The sequence below is a fragment of the Acinetobacter lwoffii genome, from assembly GCF_022809915.1.
GTDB lineage: Bacteria > Pseudomonadota > Gammaproteobacteria > Pseudomonadales > Moraxellaceae > Acinetobacter > Acinetobacter lwoffii_M.
The window spans coordinates 100,954-125,393 of sequence record NZ_JALGQY010000006.1 but is presented as its reverse complement, the minus strand read 5'-3'; the positions used below and the strand labels follow the sequence as shown (position 1 = coordinate 125,393).

Sequence of the window (24,440 nt, the reverse complement as noted above, 5' to 3'; positions counted from 1 at the left end):
TGTTCTATCTCATCACGAGAGGTTAATGCTGCGTTGTTGATTGTTTTTTATGCATAATGGCAGTATGGCCTGCTTATTTCAAATCCGGCAATCATGCTTTCGTCGTAGATTATTTATACAAATTCAATCAAAATAAACCACAACTTACAGTACAGAATCTTCTGCGCAAATGTGTATGATCTGTAGCACAGCCCTTAAAAATAAAATTGACCGCTTGTGGTTATTTCATCTGATTTAGCAGGATACGCTTTATGAAATCGCCTGAATCTCCCTACTTTAGCCCGCCTGCGCTGCCTGCATCGGATCATCCCCTGTCGATGAAAGGCCGCTTCGGACGCTTGAGCTTTATTGCCTGGTCGGCATTTCTGTATTTCATTTTTTTATTTGGCAGTATTGCACTGGGTCTCAGTATTGATATTGTGAATATTTCTACCCATTCTCTAGATCCCAACTGGCTGATTTCACTGCAAGGCTTGGCCAGTATCGGTGTACTGGTCATGGTTCTGGCCTATGTGTATTTCGCTTTAGTGGTGACCGTTCGCCGTTTGCATGATATGAACCGCAGTGGCTGGTGGGCGCTATTATTTTTACTGCCGGTAGTAAACATTTTTGTATGGCTTTATATCGTTTTTGGTTCGGGCGATCGCGGCAGTAATCAGTATGGTCCGGCACGGATCACCTTGCTCTGGGAAAAAATTCTGGCCTGGCTGATGATTATCCTGACCCTGCTTAGCCTGTTGGGATCTATCGCTTTATTCAGTTATATGAGCGGTGAAGAACAAACACCTACCCCCACGGAAATGATGCAAAAAACCACCAAATACTTTTAACAACAGCGCCGTTATTTTTAGAAAATATCCACTGGTGACTTCGAGTCCTTATTAATTTTTTGCTGAACATCAGGCAAAATAGGCAAAATTTGAATTGTGGAATTTTTGTGGCAGAGCAAAACAATACCTTAAGCCAGGTAACTGAGGGCACTACGGAGTTGTTACATCAGGCAACTGAAAAAACGACCCAGACCGTGATTGAACATACCGCCAAGTATAATGATGCCTACAGCACCATTGACAAGATCATGGAAGGTTTCTGGGAACGTGTGCCTTATTTCTGTATCGCGCTAATCGTAATTACGATTTTCTGGTTACTCTCCAAAGTCTTCAAGTTTTTCGTACGTAAAACTTTGGAAAACCGCTCTTATACCCGTCAGAATCTGGTGTTGGTACTCAACCGTGTCGGCAGTACCTTTATTATTTTCTTTGGTATTCTGATTGGACTGGTGATTGCTGTTCCTGGCTTTACCCCAGGTCAGCTGATGAGTGCCCTCGGGATTGGTTCGGTCGCGATCGGTTTTGCCTTCAAGGATATTTTCCAGAACCTGCTCTCTGGCGTGTTGATTCTGCTCAGTGAACCGTTCAAGATTGGCGACGATATTATCGTGAATGGCATGGAAGGGACGGTTGAAGATATCCAGATTCGTGCAACCTTTTTACGCTCACCGGATGGCCGCCGTATCGTCATTCCAAACGCGACCGTCTACACCAGTGCGGTTACGGTGAATACCGCCTATACCCGTCGCCGCTGCGAATTCGTCGTGGGTATCGGCTATGAAGATGACATCCAGAAAGCCAAGGACCTGATTACTGCTATTTTAGATAAAGATCCGACCATCCTCAGCCAACCGGGCTTTAGTGTCAATGTGACGGCGCTGGCTGACTTTTCCATTACCCTGAAAGCCTTCTGGTGGGTCGATACCACTGAAACCGGCACCGGAACTTCAATCAGTGCGGTGCAGGAACGTGTGATTCAGGCTTTTGCCGAGCATAATATTTCGATTCCGTATCCGGTACAGGAAGTCAAAGTCTATCGTGGTGAGGGCAATGAAGAGGCTTCAGCCCGTGCTAAACAGTCGACCTAAAACATAAGGAATCACGGTTTCTGTACGGATAATACGGTTGCCCAGGCTCACAGCCTGGCAGCCGTTTTTGATGAGTAAATCAACTTCATATGGAATAAATCCACCCTCCGGACCAATAATAATCGTACAGGGATGCTCAATCGCAAATGGCATCGCTTGCTCTGCATAAGGATGTGCCACATAAGCCGGACCATCCGTACTAATCAAACCCGGCAAGATATCTTCAACAAAGGGTTTAAAGCGTTTATATAGCTCGATTTTCGGAGCAACCGTATCCCCTGCCTGTTCTAGCCCCAATTCGATATAATGATTTAACTGCTGTAAAAATGGGGTTTGCCAATAGCTTTTATCGACGCGGTAGCTATGCAGTAAAATGATTTTTTCAACGCCCAAAGTGACACTATCCATGATCAGACGGCGCAGCACTTTCGGACGTGGCAAGGCCACAATTAAAGTCACTGGCAATTTTTCTGGAACAGCTTCTTCTTGCAGCGGTTTCAAGCGCACTGCTTTTTCAGAGATTTCGACAATCTCAGTCAGGTAACGCAGACCTTCCCGAATTCCGACTTTTAACGTATCTCCCACCTGGATCTGCAAATGCTGCTGTAAATGTTCCAGTTGCCGAGTTGAGGTAATGGACCAAAGTTCAGTTTCGGTTTGACGTGGGTCAAGCAGGACGATATTCATAAGGAAGATAAAACCAAAACATTAACATGCAAAATATTCAAATTAGGTATTATCGCCAAATTTGAAATCGTGTGTGGCGACATGGATGTTGCCCGCGGTACTGAGGTACAGGAAGTACCTTCAGTACCGCAAAGGATTTTTGCTACTTTTAATCCCTTAAAAGTAGAAATCTTCTACGAATGACCAGTTGTCTCAGAAAGGTAGATTGAGAATATGACTAGCACACACTTAGAGATACTGATCAATCACCTGAATATGCTTGGCAAGCGATCCCGTATTTAACTGCATAATTTGCTGCGCTGCCGCATTCAAGATTTCCGCCTTAACCTGATCTTGCAAAAGTTCCAGTAATACCTCTGCAGCCTGCTGGGCATCCTGCACCACTGCGACTGCGTCTGCCTGAACGAACTCATCCACGATAGTCTGAAAATTAAAATAGTTTTTGCCTAAAACAGTCGGCACATTCAGCGCAATCGGCTCCAAAATATTATGTCCTCCACCTGGCTCATTTAAAGAACCACCGACATAACAGGCCTGGCTCAAAGCATACCAGAGCCACATTTCACCCATCGAATCGGCCAAATAAACCTGGGTATCTGCTTCGATACGTTGCCCTAAACTACGACGCTGAGTTTTTAATCCCAAAGACTGTGCAGCCTGGAACACCTCATCAAAACGTTCCGGATGGCGCGGTACCACAATACAGACCAAATATGAATCAGCTTCTAAAGCAGCTTTTAAAGCACTCAGAATTTCTTTTTCTTCAGGAGCATGAGTACTAGCTAACGTGACGATCTTTCGCCCCCCTAACTGCCACTCCTGTTTCAATTGATCTGCCTGATGAATAAAGCGCTCGGGCGCAGTAATATCAAATTTGATATTGCCCAAAACCTGGGTTTTTTCGGCTGCTATTCCTAACTGGATATAACGTTGCTGGGTGGCAATATCCTGTGCCAAAAGCTGGGTTAACTGCTGTAGCATGCCTCTAGTCAGACCTTTGACCTTGGTATAACCTTTGGCAGATTTTTCAGACAGACGCGCATTCAACAATACAGTTGGCACATTAAACTGGGGTGCCTGATCCAGCAAATTAGGCCAAAGCTCGGTTTCCATCAGCAATAAAAGTTTCGGCTGATATTTTTGATAAAACTCACGAATTAAGGTTTTCTGGTCAGCAGGCAAATACACGGCCTGAAATAAGTCTAAGTAAGGTGGCTTTAAGAACAGCGATTTTGCCCGGGCCTGACCGGTTTTGGTGGTATTGGTGACCAGCACCGGATGACCGAGTTTTAAATAATGTTCAACTAACGGTTGGGCCGCGTTGGTTTCGCCCACCGACACCACATGAAACCAGATAGCATGCAGGTTTTTGGGTGGCTGAAACGGGCCAAAACGTTCTGTCAGTTCTTGTTGTAATTGTTCAGGATCGGTCGCACGTTTACGAATACGCGATTGATATAAGGGTTTAACCAGCGCCAAGGCTGCATTATACCAAAATGGAGTGGCCACATTGCGCCCCTGTCCAAAGATTTAATGGGCAGAATATAGCAGAGCCACATCAACATGTTAATCAATGTGGCTCATTTTTAGATTATTCTACTGTAGTTAAAGCTTCTGCTTCAGCCAATGTCGGATAATCAATATAGCCTTCCGCGACATTGGTTCCGATCATATTTTCCAGCTTCAGTTCATTCAGCGGCGCATCTTCGAGCAGACGTTCATATAGATCCGGATTGGCAATATAAGCTTTGCCAAAAGCCACCGCATCAGCCTTGCCTGAAGCCAGTAATTCAATGGCATCTTCACGACTTAGTTGCATATTGGCAATATAAGGCACTCCATTTGAGCGCTGTTTCATATATTCAGAAATACTGTCTTCTGCCAGATATTCACGGGTAAAGAAGAAGGCAATCTTGCGCTTACCCAGCTGCTCCATGGCATAGCCAAATGTTTCACGTGGATCATTGTCGCCCATGTCATGGTCATCACAACGCGGCGCAAAATGCACCCCTACACGATCTGCGCCCCATACTTCAATCAGTGCATCAGTTGCTTCTAGCAGGAAACGTGTACGATTTTCCACTGAACCGCCGTATTCATCTTCACGCTGATTGGTTTTGCTTTGCAAGAACTGGTCAATCAGATAACCATTGGCAGCATGTAATTCAACACCATCAAAACCGGCTTCTTTAGCACGAATCGCGGCTTGCTTATATTGCTCGGTAATGGCATGAATTTCCGAAATTTCCAGCGGACGCGGCAACACATAAGGACGTTTTGGACGTAACAAGCTGACATGACCCGCCTGTTGTACTGCACTTGCAGAGACTGGTGTTTCACCATTTAACAGATCCGGATGCGATACACGACCAACATGCCAAAGCTGGGCAACAATCAGACCGCCCTTCTCATGAACCGCTTGAGTAACCTTTTTCCAGCCTTCGACCTGAGCATCGGTAAACAATCCTGGAGTATTTAAATAGCCATTGGCTTCTTCAGAAATCACTGTGGCTTCAGAAATAATCAGGCCAGCACTTGCACGTTGCGCATAGTACTCAACCATCATTGGGGTTGGAACGCGATCAGCAGTTGCGCGGTTACGGGTCAGCGGCGCCATGATGACACGGTTTTTAAGCTCTAACGCACCGAGCGTTAAAGGAGAATTTAATTCAGCCATCGTTACTCCCACCTGTTAAAGGTGTTGTTGTAGGTGTTCGATAAATTGTTGAATCAAAGTTTCATTGCGGGAGAAATATGACCACTGTCCATGCTTGGTCGCAGTGATCAGGCCAGTCTGCTGTAATACAGACAAATGATTGGACATGGTGGACTGGGAAACCTGGCCCAAACGTTCAATTTGACCTGCACAGACCCCACGTTGAAAGCCACCACACTCTTCCGCAGACAGATATTGCTCCGGAGATTTTAACCACTCCAGAATTTGTCGACGGGTCGGATTGGCTAAGGCTTTAAAAATTAGATCAAGGTCCATAGGCACATCACAATCAGTGGCGCAACGAAACTTTATTCAGCATCTGCGACCATTATATCGTATTTTTTCGATTTATATATCGAAAATTTTAGATATAATAATCACAATCTGCACAAGCTTTGTTACGCCAGCTTTTAAACGATTTCTTACAGGCCCTGTTTCAGGCTTGCTTCGATAAATTTGTCCAGATCACCGTCCAGAACTGCGCCAGTATTGGAATTTTCCACACCTGTACGCAAATCCTTAATACGTGAATCATCCAGGACATAAGAACGGATCTGACTACCCCACCCAATGTCAGACTTGGAATCTTCCAGTGCTTGTGCCGCTTCGTTACGTTTGCTCATCTCGAGCTCATAAAGTTTGGCACGTAACTGCTTCCAGGCGTGGTCACGGTTGGCATGTTGTGAACGCTGGTTCTGACAGGCCACCACAATTCCGGTCGGTGCATGGGTTAAACGCACGGCAGAATCTGTTTTGTTAATATGCTGACCACCCGCCCCTGATGCACGGTAAGTATCGGTACGAACATCGGACGGATTGATTTCAATTTCGATATTGTCATCTACTTCAGGTGACACAAACACGGCAGAGAACGAGGTATGACGACGGTTGCCCGAGTCAAAGGGCGACTTACGCACTAAACGGTGTACACCAGATTCGGTACGTAACCAGCCATAGGCGTACTCACCTTCCACACGAATCGTCGCAGATTTAATCCCGGCAACATCCCCATCAGATTCTTCCATCACTTCTGCTTTAAAGCCATGACGTTCAATCCAGCGTAGATACATACGTAGCAACATAGACGCCCAGTCCTGTGCTTCTGTACCGCCTGAACCAGCTTGAATTTCCAGATAGCAAGGATTTGGATCCATCGGATTATTGAACATACGGCGGAATTCAAGCTTGGCCAGTTCTTCTTCAGCCGTGCTCAGTTCAGCCTGTACATCTTCTAGCAAGCTTTCATCATCCGCTTCAACCGCCAGATCAAGCAAAGCCTGTGCATCTTCAAGCTGGGTACTTAAGCGATCCAGCACATTTAATACATTTTCAAGCTCGCCTTTCTCTTTGGCCATCGCTTGGGCACGACTCTGGTCATTCCAGATGGTTGGATCTTCTAATTCACGCAGGACTTCTTCTAAACGCTCTTTTTTCAGATCGTAGTCAAAGATACCCCCGTAGTGTTTGACCACGTTCGTTTAAGTCTTTTAATTGGTTTAGATACGGATTAATTTCCACGTGAATTACTCTCAATCAAAATTAGGCACAAAATTCTTAGCCCGATATTATAGCACAGTCTATTTCCGCTATTTTAACGATCCATTCAGTCTAAGGCTCGAATGTCTTGAGCATTTAGACCTGTATTTCCCTCATCCAATTTTCAACATCTCATAGACTCTTTTGCGTCTTTTTATCCGAAATTTTTATCGGCTTTTTAGCCCCGTTTTATGACCGAAATATAATTTTGCAATTGATTTTATAATTTAGGATTTCTTATTGGTCTGTATAAAAAATCAGCGAATTCAATAGATTCCACAATATCTACACACTTTTAATAAAACACTACATTATAAATTTAATTTTATTATTCAGTCACTTGTTCAGCAAAAATTACACAAGATTACGCTATTCACATTACTGTAACTTTCCTTTGATTGACGATCTTTGGAATTGCTCTAGACTGAAAGTTGTAACAAAAAGTGTAATGTTTTTAACTCACGATTTGAGGGGTAGTAACCATGAAAAAATTAGCGATTGCTTCGGCACTACTTTCAGCAATAGCAATGACTGGTACAGCAGCACATGCTTACCAAGCAGAAATTGGTGCATCAGCAGGAGTGGTTGATCCTGACAACGGTGGAACTAGCGGTTCTTTCGGCGTTGATGGTACATATTACTTCAATCCAGTTCAAACACGTAATGCACCATTAGCAGAAGCAGCATTCCTTGATCGTGCTAGCAACGTGAGTGCGCAATATCAATATAATGAAATTGGTGATTCTGAAGCGCATCGTTATGGCGTAGGTGCAGAGTACTTCGTACCGAATTCTGACTTCTACTTAAGCGGTAACGTCAATGGTCATGATCTGCAAGACAATGATGATCTAGAAAATGATTTAACCACCTATGCAGCTGAAGTCGGTTATCTGCCAGCGCCAGGTCTATTGATTGCGGCTGGTGTGAAAGGTTGGGATAACGACAATGATGATGGCGTAGATCCAACACTTCGTGCTAAATATGTGACGACATTAAGCAACGGTAAAGACATCAACCTGGAAGCAGGTGCCGCTTTTGGTGATCTAGATGAATACAATCTGGCAGCAGATTATTTCATCGACAAAACCTTGAGTGTCGGTGCTGATTATCACAATAATGATATTACCGACAAGAGCGAATTTGGTATCAATGCACGTAAGTTCATTAACCAGCAAGTGAGCTTAGAAGGCCGTGTCGGCTTTGGCGAACAGTTTAACAATGACTACAATACCTTTGGTGTAGCAGCGAAGTACCGCTTCTAATCTAAAACCAAAAGTTAGTCATGCATAGAAACCCATCCTCGGATGGGTTTTTTTTATTGCACTCTTAACAAGCATTTAGGTATTTTTTGCACATTGACGGGGCGAATATAAACTGTACAATTTGTTACAACTGTTCATCAAACAGTCATATTTTTATAACAAAGAGAGAAACCTAAATGCTTAAGAAACTTGCTCTTGCTACAGCGCTTCTTGCTGGCCTGGGAACTGCACATGCTTACCAAACTGAAGTTAATGTTGGGTATGAAAATACAGATTTTGAAAATAATCTAGGTGGGTTTGAACTTGATTCTGATGGAGATTTATTTTTTGTTAACGGTAAATACTATTTAAATAACGTAAATACTAAAAATGCTCCTCTAGCTGAAGCTGCATTTTTAAATAAAGCTAGCAATATTGGCTTAGGATATGTTAACGCTCAAAATGAATTGAGCGAGACTGGTGTTAATGCAGAAGAAGAATTTGAGATCATTGGCATCAATGGTGAATTCTTTATTCCTAACTCTCAATTTTATATCGCTGGTAGTTTAAACCAAGTAGATTATACAGTTAGTGCACGTGCTCCTGGATTAACTTATGAAGAATCTGATGACACTACTGGCTATTCTTTAGAAGCGGGTTATTTACCAGTTAATGGATTATTATTGGCTCTAGGAGTTGCTAAAGAAAGTGTAGATCCTACGCTTGCTTCTAAAATTGGATTTGCTAGCACCCTTGGTTACGGTGTAGCTGTGGGTGAAGACACCGCTGTTTCTTTGCGAGCTAAATATGTGACTCAAATTGGTAATCATTTTACTAATTTTGAGGGAGTAACATATTTCGGTGATGAAACTGCTTACCGCTTAGCTGCTGATCTTTATATTGATCCTACAGTGAGCGTTGGTGCTTCTTTTGCTGACTCTACTGCTGATGAATCAGATACCATTTTTAGTATTCGTGCTCAAAAATTCTTTACCCCTGCAATTGCAGCTGGCGTGAACTACACAACTACTGACGGTGCTGACTCTTTCGGTATTAACGGTACTTTCCGCTTCTAATCTCTCCGATTAAAAGCAAAAAAACCGCTCACTCGAGCGGTTTTTTATGGCCTATTGTTCTAAATGAATAATCCGCATTTGCAAGCTGACATTGCCATTAAAGATATTTTTATCCAGCTCATAAACCAAGCGCGTATCTTTCATCGGATCAAAGTCATATTTATCCGCTGCATTGAAGGCGATTGCATCCACGACCTGCCCATTCTCCAATGCCACGCGCAATTTCAGATGTACATCTTTGAGCCAACGATAGTCCATGATTTTGAACACACCATCAAAAATCGGTTGGGGGAATTTTTGCCCCCATGGACTTAAATTCTGTAATAAATCGACTGTTTCAATGTGAAAAGCAGAAGCTGGTAGCTCTCCATCCGTCCATAAAGTCGCAGTGAATAAGTCCTCATCCATCACGCCAATCAGTGCTTCAAAGACCTGCTTAAACTCGGCGAAATTTTCTTTTTTCAGAGTTAAACCGGCTGCTGCTGCATGTCCGCCAAAATGACTGACTAAATGGGGATATTGCTCTGCCACCTGTTCAATCGCATCACGGATATGAATGCCTTCTATCGAACGCGCCGAACCTTTAATATGAATCCCATCCTGATCCGCTGCAAAGACAATGCTCGGACGATGAAACTGCTCTTTCAAACGCCCTGCCACAATCCCGATGACCCCCTGATGCCAATGCTGTTCAAACATGATCAGTGCAGCAGGCAGTTCAGCTGCATCCCACTGAATTTTATCCAGCTCAAGCAAGGCTTCCTGCTTGATTTTGCCTTCCACCTGACGGCGTTCGACATTGAGCTGATTCAACTGTTCAGCCAGTGGATAGGCCGTTGCCAGATCAGGAGCCAGCAGACATTCGATGCCGATGTCCATGGTTTCCATGCGTCCAGCGGCATTAATCCGCGGGCCCAGCACAAAGCCCAAATCTTGAGCTGTCAGACCGGCAGGATCACGTTTGGCAATATCAAGTAGCGCACTGATCCCTGCACGGCACTGCCCTTGCTGGATCCGTTTCAGACCTGCATCGACCAGAATCCGGTTGTTGTAGTCCAAGCTCGCGACATCGGCATAGGTGCCTAGCGCTACCAGATCAAGATAATTGGTAATTACCGTAGAGGATTTTCCAAGTTTCTTGCGATGGGTAGACAGATTGGCCAATACATAAAAAGCCACCCCGACCCCGGCTAGTGCTTTGCTTGGAAAGTCGCAACCCAACTGATTGGGATTGACCACGGCTTCGGCTTTTGGTGTCGGCTTGGTCGTCAGATGATGATCGGTAACGATTACCTGCATGCCATGATCTTGTGCCTGTTTGACTCCTTCATGACTGGAAATACCATTATCCACGGTAATCAGTAAATCAGGTGTGAAACTGACAAAGGCCAGATCTGCAATTGCGGGTGTCAGTCCATAACCATATTTAAAACGGTCAGGAACCAGATATTCGACATTGGCACCCATATCACGCATTGCCAGCACCATGAGTGCCGTACTTGTCGCGCCATCGGCATCATAATCGCCGACAATCACGATTTTCTGGCCACGATCAATCGCCTGATCCATCAATTGAATTGCTTCGGGCAAGCCTTTCATGGTCGGTGCCAGCAAATGCTTCAGCTTGAGCTCAAGCTCCTGCTCGGATTCCACCCCACGACGGGCCAGAATCTCGGCCACAAATGCAGGAACGCCCGGTAAGTTTTCAGGACGGGTTAGCAATGGCCGTTGTTTGATTTCCAGTTTTTGCATGGTTATGGCATTAAGCGCTCTAAAGTCCAGCGGGCATTGGTTTTGCGATAACTTAAACGGTCATGCAAACGGTTGGGACGACCCTGCCAGAATTCATAATAATCGGGTTCTAGACGATAACCGCCCCAGAATACCGGCTTGTCCAACTGTTGCTGATTCGCGACCTGGGTATGCAAATCCCAAAAACGTTGCTGCAATTCCTCACGACTGGCCACAACGCCACTTTGCGGGGTACTGATATGCGCGGCAATCTGGCTTTCTCGTGGACGTTTATGATAATAATCGGTCGATTCTTCTTCCGATATTTTCTTTACACGACCCGAAATACGAATCTGGCGCTCCTGATCCTGCCAGTAGAACAACAGTTCGGCATAAGGATTTTCAGCCAGATCCAGACCTTTTTGACTGTCATAGTTGGTATAAAAGTCATAACCTGCTTCAGTCGCTCCACGTAGCAATACCGTACGCACATGCGGACGACCTTGTGCATTGGCTGTTGCCAAAGACATGGCATAGGGTTCATGCAGTTTTGCTTCCAGTGCATGGTTAAACCATTGCAGGAACTGCATATGTGGATTGGGGTTCACTTGCTGTTCCTGTAACTCGCCTTTTTCATAATTCAGGCGCAGCTCACTCAGATCCTTGATCAGATCACTCATTATCTATGTTCCCGTTAAGCGGCATTGGCACGCACAGCATCTGCCAGGCTGTTTGCAAGTGTGGTGACTTCGGCCAGATCATTACCTTCGACCATCACACGAATGACCGGTTCTGTACCAGATTTACGAATCAATAAACGGCCACGGCCTTTCAGCTGCTGTTCGGCTTTTTCAAATTCAGCTGCCAGTGCAGGCACTGAATAAGGATCAAACATGGCATTTAAACGTACATTGACCAAGACATTGGGCAACAGTTTAAAGTCAGCCACAAGTTCATGCAGGGCTTTTTTCTGTTCAACCATCACCGTTAATACCTGCAAGGCGGCAATAATCGCATCGCCTGTGGTGCTCTTGTCTAAAGTCAGAATATGACCAGAAGGCTCACCGCCAATTACCCAGCCATTTTCTTCCAGACCTTGTAATACATAACGGTCGCCGACTTTGGCACGTAATAACGGCACTTGAGCTTTTTCCAGCGCCAGTTCCAGCGCCATATTGCTCATTAAGGTACCGACGATACCTGCCGGTTTTTTCGAGCTTTGAGTCGCAAGAATATAAAGAATATGGTCGCCATCAATCAGATTACCGGCTTTATCTACGAGAACCACACGGTCAGCATCCCCATCAAAGGCAATACCCAAATCCGCTTGATGTTGAATCACGGCTTGTTGCAAGCTTTCCGGATGGGTTGAACCACAGCCCTCATTAATATTCAAACCGCTTGGCTCATTGTGAATGGCAATCACACGTGCGCCCAGTTCACGGAACACCGCAGGTCCCACGTTATAGGCTGCACCATTGGCACAATCCACCACAATGGTAAGTTCATTCAGATCCAGATGATACGGGAACGTCGATTTACAGAATTCAATATAGCGACCATTAGCATCTTTAACCCGGATACTTTTACCCAGATTCGCCGTGTCTTCAATCACAAAATCTTTTTCAAGCTCCTGATTAATTTCGTCTTGTAAAGCATCTGGCAGTTTTTTGCCTTCTGCAGAGAAGAACTTAATGCCGTTATCAAAATACGGGTTATGCGAAGCGGAAATGACAATACCCAAGCTGGCATGCAAGGCACGGGTCAAGTGAGCAATCGCCGGTGTCGGTAGTGGACCTAAAAGATGAACATAAACGCCGGCGGCATTTAAACCTGCCTGCAAGGCAGCTTCCAGGATATAGCCCGACAAACGGGTATCTTTACCCAGAACCACCAATGGTTTGGATTTTTTACTATGACGTTTTAAAACTTTACCAGCTGCAAATCCCAGTTTCAGGGCAAACTCAGGGGTAATCGGCAATTCGCCAAACTTTCCACGAATACCATCCGTACCAAAATAACTCATCTTTATCTCACTTCTTAGCGGATGATTGATATCACCCATTTTTTTCCTTGAGTCACACTTTACACCAAAATAAAAAAGCCGTCATTTGCATGACGGCTTTTTAAAATTTTAAATCACGGGAGATTAACCCACGCGATAGTTTGGTGCTTCTTTGGTAATGGTCACATCATGTACATGTGACTCCGACATACCGGCAGAAGTGATTTTCACAAACTTAGCATTTTGACGCAGGTCTTCAATTGTCGCAGAACCGGTATAACCCATCGAAGAACGTAGGCCTCCCATCATCTGATGTACGATATTACCCATTGGGCCTTTGTACGGTACGCGACCTTCAATACCTTCTGGAACTAGCTTCTCGGCACCAGCCTTGGAGTCCTGGAAGTAACGGTCAGCAGAACCTGTCGCACCTGCCATGGCACCCAATGAACCCATACCACGATAAGCCTTGTAGTAGCGGCCCTGGAAGAATTCAACTTCGCCTGGTGCTTCTTCAGTACCGGCCATCAATGAACCAACCATAATCGTGCTCGCGCCCGCACCAATCGCTTTAGCCATATCGCCAGAGAAACGGATACCGCCATCCGCGATCAAAGGAATCTGATCTTTCAGCGCATTGGCAACAGAATCAATTGCAGAGATTTGTGGCATACCAATACCCGCCACAATACGCGTGGTACAGATTGAACCAGGACCAATACCAACTTTAACGGCATCAGCACCTGCATCAAGCAACGCCAGCGCAGCATCACCTGTTGCGATGTTACCGCCAATCACCTGAACTTGTGGATAGTTGGCCTTAACCCAACGTACACGCTCAATCACACCCGCAGAATGACCATGTGCAGTATCGACTACAATCACGTCCACACCTGCATCAACCAGGGCTTCTACGCGGCTTGGCGTTTCTGCACCAGTACCGACAGCAGCACCAACACGCAGACGACCCAGGTCATCTTTACAGCTATTTGGATACAATTCAGCTTTACGGAAATCGGTTACCGTAATTAAGCCTTTCAGCTCTTGCTGATCGTTGACCACCAATACTTTTTCAATACGGTGCTGTTGCAATAAAGCTTGGATATTTTCTTTCGATTCGCCTTCACGAACTGTCACCAGACGATCCTGACCAGTCATGATATTGCTGACTGGCTGCTCAAGATTGGTTTCAAAGCGTGTATCACGACCTGTCACGATACCCACCACTTTGCCGTCTTTCACAACAGGCACACCACTGATATTATTGGCTTGAGTCAACGCAATCAGTTCACGTACTGTGGTTTCAGGAGTGACTGTAATCGGGTCTTTGACCATACCCGCTTCGAATTTTTTCACACGGCGCACTTCTGCAGCCTGAACCGCGATATCCATGTTCTTGTGCAAAATACCGATACCACCATTTTGCGCCATTGCAATTGCCATACGGGACTCAGTCACCGTATCCATTGCTGCAGACACAAGAGGAATATTCAGGTTAATGCCACGAGTTAAACGTGTCTTTAGGGAGACATCTTTTGGAAGAACAGTAGAATAGGCAGGGAGTAATAGGACATCATCGAAGGTTAACGCGTCTTGAACGATGGTCAACATAACAGTCTCACTGGTAATTTCCGTGCACTATTATAAACAAATATCGGCTTAAATTTCATTGCAATTGCAAAATTATTTTTTTATTCAAGCTTCGTACACGCAGATCTATGTGGGTGCTAAAACAGTATCAATAATACGTCCGATCATGAAGTTCCCTATTTTAAAATATACCCCGATCATTTTAATGAAGTGAAAAGCAGAGCCTAAGCTCTGCTTTGGATGGATTTAGCTGACATATTCAAAACTGTCATCATTGTCGGCTTCATCAGTTTCAATCTGGACAAAGGGCAACATATTGTGTGCAATACGTGCCTTATTGCATTGCTCATCGGCAATCTGCACTTCTTTGCAGGATGAACTGCGCTGCTCATACATGCCGCAGCTCACCTGCTGGCCGATGGTGCCATCAAGTGCGATACAGCGTGGATTTTTTTGATTGGTTCCAGCCATACATGAATAGACTGCTGTCACAGGTTCGGTATAGTGCTCAGGCATATGAATACCTTCAGCCCAATAGAACGAAACCCTGAAATAGGCGCAGCACGCCCCGCAGCTTAAACACGCATCCGGTTTTGGAACTTGAGACAACATTTCTTATAAGTTCTCATGATCAAAAAAAAGTTTTTTGGAGAAGAAATATAAAAAATGTTGTTTTTCCACACAAGAAAAAAATTATTTTTTGTGTGAACTATTCAGGACAGGTAAAAACCGTTTCATCCATCAGGTCAGTGCCGCATTCCAGCGTTTCAATCCAGTCCAGAAACTGGGTAATCTGCTCTTTGCCGATAAATGGTGTGCCATGCTGCGGCACAATCATCTCGATTTCCATGCTGCGTACCATTTTCACCCAAAGACGAATCACCTTGTTATTGCACATATAGCGTTGATGGAAGCTTTTCATTTTTGGGATATGCGCGGCAAAGTTTTCCAGTGGCTTGGCGGCATCTTCAACCATGGACGCACCCATATCACCTGAAAACAGGATTTTGGCAATCGGATCATAAAACTGGAAATTCCCCACCGAATGCAGAAAATGCGCCGGCACCGCCACAATGTGTGATTGACCCAACGGGATGATTTGACCATGATCCGGAAGCTCCACCAATCGATCTAACCAGTTACCTTTCATCCGGTCACTCATAAAGGCCGAGTTTAAGTGCGGCAAGAAGCGCGCCCACAGCTTGGATGCCACCACTTTGGCGTCCGTATACACTAGCCAGCGCGGCATCGAGGTGATGATATCCGGGTCCTGGTGCGAGGCCATGACATAATCCAGGTTGGTCAAACGGGTGTATTTATTCAGTTCCATGGTCAGCGGCACATAGGTTAAATCACCACCCGGATCAAGTACTGCTGCGCGCTCATGATCAATGATCAGAAACTGATTTGCCTGAACGCCTTCACCTTTGACCAGACTGGTAAAACTGATGCACTTATGTGTCCCGTTATCAAACAGAACCTGCGATGTGGTGCGTTCAAAAGCCATGTAAATTCCCCAATTTATAATAAAAATAACGTTTTTATACCCGTATAAAATATAAGGAATTTATCAAACTTACAATCAATAAAACTAGCCATATCACACTATTTATCAAGGTTTTGAGAGAATTTTAACCATAAAAAATCCTGAGTTTTTAGCTCAGGATTCATGTAATTTATTATTTTATAATTTAAAAGAAATAATGTTGGGCCAGGGTCGCGACACCAATCACCAGGAAAATCACCGCACCAATTTTATGAATCAGGCTGATCGGCAATCTGTTCGCCAGCTTATCTCCCAAAAACACTGCAGGTGCATTGGCCAGCATCATGCCCAAAGTGGTCCCCAGCATGACCCAGAATACGCTGTCGAAACGTGCTGCCAGTGCAACTGTGGCAATTTGAGTTTTATCACCGATTTCTGCCAGAAAGAATAAAATAAAGGTTGCGCCAAAGACCCCGAATTTTTGCCATTTATTGATACTGGCATTTTCATCCCCGAGTTCATCCGGAATCAGCATCCAGACAGCCATCGCGATAAAGCCAATCGAAACGATCCACAGCAGTACTTCCGGCCCAATCACTGTGGTTACCCATTGTCCCAATACTGCAGAAAGGCCGTGGTTAATCAGCGTCGCCAATAAAATGGCAACTAAAATAGGAACAGGTTTGCGAAAACGTGCGGCAAGCAGCAATGCCAGCAGTTGGGTCTTATCACCCATTTCAGCCAGCGCTACGATTGCAGTCGACAGTAGGAATTCATACATGAGGTTTTTCTCTGGCTAGCATCCAATACCAATGACTCACCGCTCCTGCTAGCCAAAATCTGCAGAGTGGTAAATCAAAGGTCTTGCCAACAAAAGAAAGCTTGGAAAAGCTGACTTGGTTCTTTGCTATGATGACCATGCTCGGTTGAGCAAATATGTTGACCATCACCCTTCTGCTTTGCGCAAAAGGCGGCTACTCCCCAATGAAGTGCGCCAAGTATAGAATCAAATAGATTATTTTTCAATGCAGCAGCAAAAAACCCTGCCGAAGCAGGGTTTTCTCTTTACACCCTCTTTATATTTCTCCCAGAGAGAGAATAAAGGGCATATACATGATTTTTTAGATCAATAAAGTACGGATATCTTTGAGCAGCTTGGTCAGCTTGTTGGTGAAACGAGCAGCATCTGCACCATTGATCACACGGTGATCGTAGGACAATGAAAGCGGCAGCATCAAGCGTGGATCAAAGCCTTCACCATTCCATACTGGTTGCATGGTGGCAGGAGAAATACCCAGAATCGCCACTTGCGGCCAGTTCACCAATGGCGTAAATGCTGTACCACCAATTGAGCCCAGGCTGGTGATGGTAAAGTTCGCACCTTGCAGGTCTTTCGGCGACAACTTCTTGTCACGCGCTTTTTGACCCAAGATTCCTAGCTCAGTGGCAATCTGTTTAATTGACTTCTGATCTGGGTGACGCAGCACAGGCACGGTCAAACCATCTGGCGTTGCGACCGCGATACCCATATGGATCTCGTTACGTAGCAATACTGACTTACCATCATCGGCCAAGTGACCAGCAAACTCACGCTCTTCTTTTAACAAGTGCGCAACTGCTTTGATGATGAATGCCATAATGGTCAGGCTCAAGCCTTCTTTCTTAAAGTTGCCTTTCAGTTCATTACGCCATGCTTCGAGTTCAGTAATATCCGCTGCATCAAACTGGGTCACTTGCGGAATGAAATTATTCAGCGACAACTGTGGAATAGACACTTGTTGCAAACGCGTCAAGGCTTTCTCTTCCACACCACCAAAAGCGCTAAAGTCTGGCAGCTTTGGTAGACCTGCGACTTGAGCAGCAGCGGCTACAGGAGCCGCCTGTGGCGTAGTAAGACGCGTTTTGACATAGGCTTTCAGGTCTTCTTTCATGACGCGCGCATGTGGGCCAGATGCTTTGACATCTGCCAACACGACGCCCAGTTCACGTGCCAGTTTACGCACAGCAGGACCGGCATAGACTTTCGAGTTAGCCACACTCTGCTCTTTGGTCAGCTTATCGGCATTATCCGACGTCGCGACTGTTTGAGTAGAAGATGCAGCAGGTGCCGATGCTGCTTTTGCAGCAGGCGCTTTAGGTTCTTCTGCTTTGGCTGCAACAGGTACAGCAGCTGCTTGCGCTTCAGCTTCAATTGTTACCAGTGCAATGCCTTGAGAGACATTTTGACCCAGTTCAACATGAATGGCTTTAATCACGCCGGCTGTAGTGCTTGGCACTTCAACAGTCGCCTTGTCTGATTCCACCACGATGATGCTTTGGTCTTTTTCAACCGTATCACCGACCTGAACCAGAATTTCAGCTACAGCCGCCTTGTCTACACCCAAATCAGGCACCATCACTTCAACATCACCCGCAGGTGTTGCTGGCGTTTCTGGTGCTTCGACTGCTTTCTCTTGGGCCGCCGCTTGAGCAACTGGTGCTTGAGGTGCTTCTGTCGGTGCTGATGCTGTCGAAACAGCCGTTTTCACTTTCAGAATGACCACACCTTCTTTAATGGTATCGCCTTCTTTAATCTCGATAGATTCCACCGTGCCCGCAACCGTACTTGGCACTTCAACAGTCGCCTTGTCTGATTCCACCACCACGATGCTTTGATCCACTTCGATTTCATCACCGACAGAAACCAGAATTTCACCGACAGTGGCTTTTTCTACACCAATATCGGGGATTTGAACATCAACCACCTGTGAGCTCGCTTGTGCCTCAGGAGCAGCAGAAGCTTTAGGCTGATGCGAAGCCAGTTCCTGCATGATTTCCTGATCCGGCAATGAAGTCGGAGTATTTTCTGAAGTTTTTTGTGAGGCATCTGCTTGCTGTGGCTCGACCACATCAGCGCTACCGTCTTCAGCTTGTAGCTCAATCAGTACCGCGCCTTCAGCGACTTCATCACCCTGGCTCACCAGAATGCTTTTTACCACGCCTGCTGAAGTGCTAGGCACTTCAACAGAGGCTTTATCAGATTCAAGCAACACAATGCTGTCATCGATCGCGATCGTATCACCGACTTTGACCAGAATTTCGGCCACTGTTGCCTTATCTACACCAATATCAGGAGTCGTAATTTGCATGCTTAGTTCTCCTCTTTGTAGTCAGCAACAGCATGTACAGATGGGGTTTCTTGAGGTGCCCAAGCCACTGGACGATCTGTATCAAGCTCAAAAGTCGAGATCGCATCTTTTACCAGACGCGCATCAACTTCACCTTCATCTGCCAGTTTTTTCAGGGTTGCAACCACAATATGGGCAGCATCGACACCGAAGTAACTACGCAAGTTGGCACGTGTATCTGAACGGCCATAACCGTCAGTACCCAATGCTACGAATGGACGGCCATCTGGAAGATAAGCACGAATCTGTTCGCTATAAGCACGCATATGATCGGTTGCAGACACCACAATACCTTCAGTACCGCGGAGCTGTTTCGATACCCATGCTTCTTTCACATCTTCAGTCAGCGGATGCAAGCGGTTGTATTCTTCACATGCCATACCGTCACGTGCCAGTTCATTGAAGCTGGTTACGCTGTAGACATTTGAATGAATTTGATATTCCTCACGAAGAATCTTCGCTGCCTTGATCACTTCACGCAGAATCACACCTGAGCCCAGTAACTGAACAGTGGCTTTTTCATCTTCTTCAAGCAGGTACATACCGCGCTTGATGCCTTCTTCAACACCTTTTGGCATTTCCGGATGCTCGTAGTTTTCGTTCATCACGGTCAGGTAATAGAACACACGTTCCTGGTTCACATACATACGTTGTAAACCGTCATGCACGATCACTGCCAATTCATAACCGAAACATGGGTCATAAGAAACACAGTTTGGAATGGTATTAGCCAAGATGTGTGAATGACCATCCTGATGCTGCAAGCCTTCACCGTTCAGTGTAGTACGACCTGCAGTTGCACCCAGCAAGAAGCCTTGTGCCTGTGCATCGCCTGCTGCCCAGGCAATATCACCGATACGCTGGAAACCAAACATCGAGTAGTACATATACATCGGAATCATTGGCAGGTTATTGGTTGAATAACTGGTCGCCAATGCTGCCCATGCACTCATCGCACCGGCTTCGTTAATCCCTTCCTGCAACATGTGACCGTCTTTGGCTTCACGGTAATGCATCAGCTGTTCTTGGTCTTCCGGGGTATATTTCTGGCCATGCGCGGCATAAATACCGAGCTGACGGAACATGCCTTCCAGACCGAAAGTACGTGCTTCATCAGGCACGATTGGAACAACACGGTCTTTAATCGCTTTCTCTTTAAGAAGTGCAGAGATTAAACGTACCATTACCATCGTGGTCGATTGTTCTTTACCATTTGAACCGGCCAAGACCGAATCAAATACTGAAAGTCCAGGAATCGCCAGCTGTTCGCTTTCCTTACGACGTGCAGGCAGATAACCACCCAATGCTTCACGACGTGCCTTCATATATTTCAATTCAGGCGAATTTTCGCTTGGACGGTAGAATGGTACTTCTTCAAGCTGTTCATCAGTGAAAGGAAGATTGAAACGGTCACGCACGTATTTCAAAGAATTGATTTGCATCTTCTTGATTTGGTGAGTTTTATTGACTGCTTCAATTTCTTCCGACAAACCATAACCTTTCACGGTTTTTGCCAGAATCACGGTCGGCTGACCTTTGGCCGTACATGCTTCGGCATAAGCAGCAAAGACTTTGTACGGGTCGTGACCACCGCGGTTCAGATTATCAATATCTTCGTCGCTTAAATCTTTCACCAGCTCTTTGGCTTCTGGATATTTACCGAAGAACTTTTCACGCGCGTAAGCACCACCTTTTACCTGGTAACGCTGGAAATCGCCATCGACTGCTTCTTCCATCACTGCTTTCAGTGCACCGGATTTATCTTTATCCAGTAGTGGATCCCAATGACGGCCCCACACAACTTTAATCACACGCCAGCCTGCGCCGCGGAATAGTGACTCAAGTTCCTGAATGATCTTGCCATTACCACGTACCGGACCATCCAGACGTTGCAAGTTACAGTTCACCACCCAGATCAGGTTATCGAGCTTTTCGCGACCTGCCAGAGAAATTGCACCCAGGCTTTCCGGCTCGTCCATCTCGCCATCGCCCAAATACGCCCAAACCTTACGATCTTCTTCTTTGATCAGGCCACGGTTCATCAGGTACTTTTGAATATGTGCCTGATAAATCGACATGATTGGTCCAAGACCCATCGATACGGTTGGGAACTGCCAGTAGTCCGGCATCAAATAAGGGTGCGGATAAGATGGCAAACCTTTACCGCCCACTTCACGACGGAAATTATTCAAATGCTCTTCTGTCAAACGACCTTCTAAAAATGAACGCGCGTAAATACCAGGTGCACAGTGACCCTGGTAATAGATCATGTCGCCGCCGAAGCTATCGCTATTGGCGCGGAAGAAGTGGTTAAAGCCCACATCATAAAGGGTTGCGGAAGAAGCAAAACTCGCTAGGTGACCACCGAGATCGTCACCGGTTTTATTCGCGCGTAATACCATTGCCAAGGCATTCCAGCGGATCAGCGCGCGAATACGGCGCTCCATGTCCTGGTCGCCTGGCATTGCAGGCTGTTCTTCAACAGAAATCGTATTTAAGTAGGGAGTATTTAAACGCTGAATAGGAACATGCTTTGCAATTGCGCGTTGATAAAGTTTTTCTAACAAAAATGCTGCACGCTCAGTGCCCATGTGCTGCAAAACAGAGTCAAATGCATCTTGCCATTCTTGGGTTTCTTGCGCGTCTGTATCGCCATAAAACGCCATAATCTACAGTTCCTAAAAGCCTAATCTAATGTCTTATATGTACCATATTTAAGACCTCTGCAGGTATGGCCTTAGCTGAATGCGATTTAGCAGTACTATTTAGGAACTAAATGATGGGTGACGTATAATTACACTACATAACAAAAAATAGTCAATAAAGGCGATTTATTATACAATCATTATAATAGTTGGTGATAATATGAGACTTAAAAGTGATAAAACAAAAAGCCCTTCAAGTTGACTTGAAGAGCCTGCAGTTTAAACGCTTTAAAATGCTTATTGGAGGTTTTTATGTATAGAGATGCTTCTTGTTATTCAGGTCTATACTTAAGGTAACATGGCCAAATAAGTAGATGGGTTTTTACGTTGACCGTCTTTTACTACTTCATAATGTAAGTGTGGACCGGTACAGCGACCAGTACAGCCAACGTTGGCAATATGATCACCTGCTTGCACCTGCTCTCCCACACGTGCAATAAGACGTGAAGCATGGGCATAGCGCGTTAAATAGCCATTGCCATGATTGATTTCAACGTATTGACCATAACCTGTGCCCCAACCTGATTTGGTCACAATTCCTGGACCTGTTGCATAGATTGGTGTACCACTTGGCGCTGCAAGATCAAGGCCTGAATGATTTTCAGCACGGCCACTCATGGTACGGCCACCGTAATTTGAACTTACGCGAGAATTAGGTAAAGGATGAGAAATTAGCCAAGAATAAGCACTGTTTGCTGCCGCTTTATTGGATGAAGTATTGGCATACTTCTGAGCAAGCGTTCGATTGTTCAGTTCAACTGGTTTCTCACGAAGTTGAACATTCAATTTAGTCTGTGCTGGAATATCGATATCATCTGGATGAGTATATGCACCCTGTGCCAGAGTACGCGTCAATTGCTCGATACGATCTGTTGAACCATTTTCTTGATTTAGATTGACTAAATCTGCGAACGCAACCGAAGCCGCTGAAACTGATAAAGAAAATGCCAACAAAATACGTCGCATATGCATAAAAAACCTCTCTAAACTGCTTTAATCGAGTTCCTTGAAGATCTCTATCCTTGATATCCACTAAAAGAAGCGCATAAGATTAAGACATAAATATGTAGGAATCATGTATGTCGGAACCTGTCAACGTTTTTCAACAAACAAGAAAACAGATAAAAACAGGAAACTTTTCGTTTCTCTCATCACAAGTCGCTGCCTGGCAGAAACTTACGAAACTCGTACAACCGCTATTGCCCCAACCGGAACGCTGGCAAGTTGTCTGCTATCAAAATGGTGTGTTAACGATTACCGGTGAAAACCAGGCCATGATCAGTCAATTGGCCTATCTTCAAAAGCAATACATTTCACAACTCTCTCAAATAAATGAATTAACAGATCTCACTAAACTTCAAGTTTGCTTGCGGAATCCTTCGCAAACATCACCTGTTTCAGCAACACCTGAAAGAGCCTTAAATGCAGAAACACAGGAATTACTTCGTAGTGCTGCTGACTTTATAAGCGACCCTAAGCTTAGCCAAGCTTTACTACGTTTGGCAAGCAATAAAAAGTAACATAGCAATCAAATGTAATAAATTAAAAAGCAAACATTATGTGATGTGTATCACAGTATTAAAGCAATAACAAAAACATAAAGACACAAACACAATGACTTATGTCACATTCACATACATGATTGGACAATTGGCTTCGTCATCAAATGTTACAATTTCATAGCAGCTTGGATTACTTTTCACATTGCGTAAAAGTTGATTATTCAAGGCATGTCCAGATTTATAACCATCAAATTTGGCAATAATCTGATGCCCGAGCAGGTATAAATCACCCACGGCATCCAGAATTTTATGACGTACAAATTCGTCCGAGAAACGTAAACCTTCTTCATTAACGACCCCGGTTTCATCCACACCAATGGCATTTTCCAGACTTGCACCTAAGGCCAGATTATTGGCTTTGAGATAATCCAGATCTTTCATAAACCCAAAGGTACGCGCTTCACTGACTTCATAAACGAAGGTTTCAGTAGAAAAATCGATACTGGCGGACTGATGTTCTTTTTTAAAGGCAGGATGATCAAAATCGATGGTGAAATTCAGCTGAAAGCCCTCATGTGGGCTAAAAATGGCACATTTGTCATCAATCAGTGCTTTAACCGGTTTAATAATCTTGACGAATTTTTTAGCAGCATCCAGTTCTTGCAAACCACCCTGCATTAACAGGTAAATAAACGGACCTGCGCTGCCGTCCATAATCGGCACTTCAGAAGCCGATACTTCAATAATTAGGTTATCAATGCCCAGACCAGCGATCGCACTCATGACATGTTCAATGGTGCCTACTTTGGCATTTTCCTGAACCAGGTTCGAGCACATAAAGGCTTCCTGAATCAGCATGGCATCGGCAGGAATGTCCACCGGCGGATTCAGGTCAATACGACGAAACACAATTCCCCCATCGGCATGGTGCGGCACAAAGTTAATCATGACTTTTTGCCCACTGTGAAGACCGATTCCGCTCGCTTTCACGACACGTTTCAGGGTACGTTGTTTCAACATGCTTTTATCATCTGTTCATCTATAAAACCGCTATACGTTAGCATATTTGGACATTGATAA

The 24,440-nt window shown here is 45.0% G+C and carries 21 protein-coding genes and 1 riboswitch; of the genes, 5 read left to right on the top strand and 16 right to left on the bottom strand.

Translation table 11 applies throughout. The features are described 5' to 3' along the window. Nucleotides 1–251 precede the first annotated feature (251 nt). Together MTX11_RS04930 and MTX11_RS04925 are read left to right on the top strand one after the other, a co-directional pair. Complete coding sequence (locus tag MTX11_RS04930) at nucleotides 252–830, top strand: DUF805 domain-containing protein (RefSeq protein WP_005108134.1); 579 nt, start codon at nucleotides 252–254, stop codon at nucleotides 828–830. Between the two features lie 107 nt (nucleotides 831–937). Next, nucleotides 938–1,918 carry a mechanosensitive ion channel family protein gene (locus MTX11_RS04925; RefSeq protein WP_004281355.1) on the top strand — a complete coding sequence of 327 codons (981 nt, stop codon included), beginning with the start codon at nucleotides 938–940 and terminating at the stop codon, nucleotides 1,916–1,918. Here the strand turns inward: MTX11_RS04925 and MTX11_RS04920 are convergent. The 5 genes from MTX11_RS04920 to prfB all read right to left on the bottom strand — a co-directional run bounded on the left by MTX11_RS04920 (nucleotide 1,892) and on the right by prfB (nucleotide 6,839). After that, nucleotides 1,892–2,605 carry a 16S rRNA (uracil(1498)-N(3))-methyltransferase gene (locus MTX11_RS04920; protein WP_243474510.1) on the bottom strand — a complete coding sequence of 238 codons (714 nt, stop codon included), beginning with the start codon at nucleotides 2,603–2,605 and terminating at the stop codon, nucleotides 1,892–1,894. The two genes, MTX11_RS04925 and MTX11_RS04920, sit on opposite strands and share 27 nt — an antisense overlap. Nucleotides 2,606–2,833: 228 nt before the next feature. After that, nucleotides 2,834–4,114, bottom strand: coding sequence for a 3-deoxy-D-manno-octulosonic acid transferase (locus tag MTX11_RS04915; RefSeq protein ID WP_243474509.1), 1,281 nt, complete (start codon nucleotides 4,112–4,114; stop codon nucleotides 2,834–2,836). Between the two features lie 82 nt (nucleotides 4,115–4,196). Then, nucleotides 4,197–5,282 (bottom strand): alkene reductase, encoded by a 1,086-nt coding sequence (locus MTX11_RS04910; RefSeq protein ID WP_004729181.1) that lies wholly within the window; start codon nucleotides 5,280–5,282, stop codon nucleotides 4,197–4,199. A gap of 15 nt (nucleotides 5,283–5,297) precedes the next feature. Next, the gene (locus MTX11_RS04905; RefSeq protein ID WP_004281346.1) at nucleotides 5,298–5,597 is read right to left on the bottom strand and encodes an ArsR/SmtB family transcription factor; all 300 of its coding nucleotides are present in this window, start codon (nucleotides 5,595–5,597) and stop codon (nucleotides 5,298–5,300) included. Nucleotides 5,598–5,743: 146 nt separating this feature from the next. Next, nucleotides 5,744–6,839 (bottom strand): peptide chain release factor 2 gene (gene prfB, locus MTX11_RS04900; protein ID WP_101627160.1). Its coding sequence is split into 2 segments (ribosomal slippage): nucleotides 5,744–6,766 and nucleotides 6,768–6,839, totalling 1,095 coding nucleotides; the frame shifts between segments, so codons are not numbered across the junction. A gap of 500 nt (nucleotides 6,840–7,339) precedes the next feature. Here prfB and MTX11_RS04895 point away from each other — a divergent pair. Together MTX11_RS04895 and MTX11_RS04890 are read left to right on the top strand one after the other, a co-directional pair. Further along, nucleotides 7,340–8,119: a putative porin gene (locus tag MTX11_RS04895; RefSeq protein ID WP_004647252.1), complete on the top strand. Its 780-nt coding sequence runs from the start codon at nucleotides 7,340–7,342 to the stop codon at nucleotides 8,117–8,119. 176 nt (nucleotides 8,120–8,295) lie between these two features. After that, nucleotides 8,296–9,174, top strand: a complete 879-nt coding sequence (locus tag MTX11_RS04890; RefSeq protein WP_243474508.1) for a putative porin — start codon at nucleotides 8,296–8,298, stop codon at nucleotides 9,172–9,174. Nucleotides 9,175–9,225: 51 nt separating this feature from the next. On the opposite strand, the gene recJ is transcribed toward MTX11_RS04890, so the two are convergent. The 10 genes from recJ to MTX11_RS04840 form a co-directional block, all read right to left on the bottom strand. After that, a complete protein-coding gene (gene recJ / locus MTX11_RS04885) occupies nucleotides 9,226–10,926 on the bottom strand; it encodes a single-stranded-DNA-specific exonuclease RecJ (protein ID WP_243474507.1) in 1,701 nt (566 codons plus the stop codon). A gap of 2 nt (nucleotides 10,927–10,928) precedes the next feature. Further along, on the bottom strand, nucleotides 10,929–11,585 hold the full coding sequence (gene pdxH / locus MTX11_RS04880; protein ID WP_243474506.1) for a pyridoxamine 5'-phosphate oxidase: 657 nt from the start codon (nucleotides 11,583–11,585) through the stop codon (nucleotides 10,929–10,931). Between the two features lie 14 nt (nucleotides 11,586–11,599). Beyond that, the gene (gene glmM, locus MTX11_RS04875; RefSeq protein ID WP_243474505.1) at nucleotides 11,600–12,931 is read right to left on the bottom strand and encodes a phosphoglucosamine mutase; all 1,332 of its coding nucleotides are present in this window, start codon (nucleotides 12,929–12,931) and stop codon (nucleotides 11,600–11,602) included. A gap of 123 nt (nucleotides 12,932–13,054) precedes the next feature. Next, a complete protein-coding gene (gene guaB / locus MTX11_RS04870; protein ID WP_004281332.1) occupies nucleotides 13,055–14,521 on the bottom strand; it encodes an IMP dehydrogenase in 1,467 nt (488 codons plus the stop codon). Between the two features lie 225 nt (nucleotides 14,522–14,746). Next, complete coding sequence (locus tag MTX11_RS04865) at nucleotides 14,747–15,112, bottom strand: YkgJ family cysteine cluster protein (RefSeq protein ID WP_080591854.1); 366 nt, start codon at nucleotides 15,110–15,112, stop codon at nucleotides 14,747–14,749. A gap of 97 nt (nucleotides 15,113–15,209) precedes the next feature. Next, complete coding sequence (locus MTX11_RS04860) at nucleotides 15,210–16,007, bottom strand: oxygen-binding di-iron domain-containing protein (RefSeq protein ID WP_219308051.1); 798 nt, start codon at nucleotides 16,005–16,007, stop codon at nucleotides 15,210–15,212. A gap of 184 nt (nucleotides 16,008–16,191) precedes the next feature. Next, nucleotides 16,192–16,767 (bottom strand): TMEM165/GDT1 family protein, encoded by a 576-nt coding sequence (locus tag MTX11_RS04855; protein ID WP_243474504.1) that lies wholly within the window; start codon nucleotides 16,765–16,767, stop codon nucleotides 16,192–16,194. A gap of 72 nt (nucleotides 16,768–16,839) precedes the next feature. After that, nucleotides 16,840–16,981: riboswitch (yybP-ykoY riboswitch) on the bottom strand. A 126-nt stretch (nucleotides 16,982–17,107) separates the two neighbouring features. Further along, the gene (locus tag MTX11_RS04850) at nucleotides 17,108–19,114 is read right to left on the bottom strand and encodes a 2-oxo acid dehydrogenase subunit E2 (RefSeq protein WP_243474503.1); all 2,007 of its coding nucleotides are present in this window, start codon (nucleotides 19,112–19,114) and stop codon (nucleotides 17,108–17,110) included. 2 nt (nucleotides 19,115–19,116) lie between these two features. Further along, nucleotides 19,117–21,819 (bottom strand): pyruvate dehydrogenase (acetyl-transferring), homodimeric type, encoded by a 2,703-nt coding sequence (aceE, locus tag MTX11_RS04845; RefSeq protein ID WP_243474502.1) that lies wholly within the window; start codon nucleotides 21,817–21,819, stop codon nucleotides 19,117–19,119. A gap of 327 nt (nucleotides 21,820–22,146) precedes the next feature. Continuing rightward, nucleotides 22,147–22,830, bottom strand: a complete 684-nt coding sequence (locus tag MTX11_RS04840; protein ID WP_004281322.1) for a M23 family metallopeptidase — start codon at nucleotides 22,828–22,830, stop codon at nucleotides 22,147–22,149. A 107-nt stretch (nucleotides 22,831–22,937) separates the two neighbouring features. On the opposite strand from MTX11_RS04840, the gene MTX11_RS04835 reads away from it, so the two are divergent. Continuing rightward, nucleotides 22,938–23,378 (top strand): DciA family protein, encoded by a 441-nt coding sequence (locus MTX11_RS04835; protein WP_004647242.1) that lies wholly within the window; start codon nucleotides 22,938–22,940, stop codon nucleotides 23,376–23,378. A 99-nt stretch (nucleotides 23,379–23,477) separates the two neighbouring features. Here MTX11_RS04835 and lpxC read toward each other — a convergent pair whose 3' ends face one another. Further along, nucleotides 23,478–24,380, bottom strand: coding sequence for a UDP-3-O-acyl-N-acetylglucosamine deacetylase (gene lpxC / locus MTX11_RS04830; RefSeq protein WP_243474501.1), 903 nt, complete (start codon nucleotides 24,378–24,380; stop codon nucleotides 23,478–23,480). Nucleotides 24,381–24,440: the final 60 nt, after the last annotated feature.

Coding starts and splice junctions, on each gene's coding strand:
- MTX11_RS04930 (WP_005108134.1), top strand. CDS start 252: ATGAAATCGCCTGAATCTCCCTACTTTAGCCCGCCTGCGCTGCCTGCA.
- MTX11_RS04920 (WP_243474510.1), bottom strand. CDS start 2,605: ATGAATATCGTCCTGCTTGACCCACGTCAAACCGAAACTGAACTTTGG.
- MTX11_RS04910 (WP_004729181.1), bottom strand. CDS start 5,282: ATGGCTGAATTAAATTCTCCTTTAACGCTCGGTGCGTTAGAGCTTAAA.
- MTX11_RS04905 (WP_004281346.1), bottom strand. CDS start 5,597: ATGGACCTTGATCTAATTTTTAAAGCCTTAGCCAATCCGACCCGTCGA.
- MTX11_RS04895 (WP_004647252.1), top strand. CDS start 7,340: ATGAAAAAATTAGCGATTGCTTCGGCACTACTTTCAGCAATAGCAATG.
- MTX11_RS04890 (WP_243474508.1), top strand. CDS start 8,296: ATGCTTAAGAAACTTGCTCTTGCTACAGCGCTTCTTGCTGGCCTGGGA.
- recJ (WP_243474507.1), bottom strand. CDS start 10,926: ATGCAAAAACTGGAAATCAAACAACGGCCATTGCTAACCCGTCCTGAA.
- pdxH (WP_243474506.1), bottom strand. CDS start 11,585: ATGAGTGATCTGATCAAGGATCTGAGTGAGCTGCGCCTGAATTATGAA.
- glmM (WP_243474505.1), bottom strand. CDS start 12,931: ATGAGTTATTTTGGTACGGATGGTATTCGTGGAAAGTTTGGCGAATTG.
- guaB (WP_004281332.1), bottom strand. CDS start 14,521: ATGTTGACCATCGTTCAAGACGCGTTAACCTTCGATGATGTCCTATTA.
- MTX11_RS04865 (WP_080591854.1), bottom strand. CDS start 15,112: ATGTTGTCTCAAGTTCCAAAACCGGATGCGTGTTTAAGCTGCGGGGCG.
- MTX11_RS04860 (WP_219308051.1), bottom strand. CDS start 16,007: ATGGCTTTTGAACGCACCACATCGCAGGTTCTGTTTGATAACGGGACA.
- MTX11_RS04855 (WP_243474504.1), bottom strand. CDS start 16,767: ATGTATGAATTCCTACTGTCGACTGCAATCGTAGCGCTGGCTGAAATG.
- MTX11_RS04850 (WP_243474503.1), bottom strand. CDS start 19,114: ATGCAAATTACGACTCCTGATATTGGTGTAGATAAGGCAACAGTGGCC.
- aceE (WP_243474502.1), bottom strand. CDS start 21,819: ATGGCGTTTTATGGCGATACAGACGCGCAAGAAACCCAAGAATGGCAA.
- MTX11_RS04840 (WP_004281322.1), bottom strand. CDS start 22,830: ATGCATATGCGACGTATTTTGTTGGCATTTTCTTTATCAGTTTCAGCG.
- MTX11_RS04835 (WP_004647242.1), top strand. CDS start 22,938: ATGTCGGAACCTGTCAACGTTTTTCAACAAACAAGAAAACAGATAAAA.
- lpxC (WP_243474501.1), bottom strand. CDS start 24,380: ATGTTGAAACAACGTACCCTGAAACGTGTCGTGAAAGCGAGCGGAATC.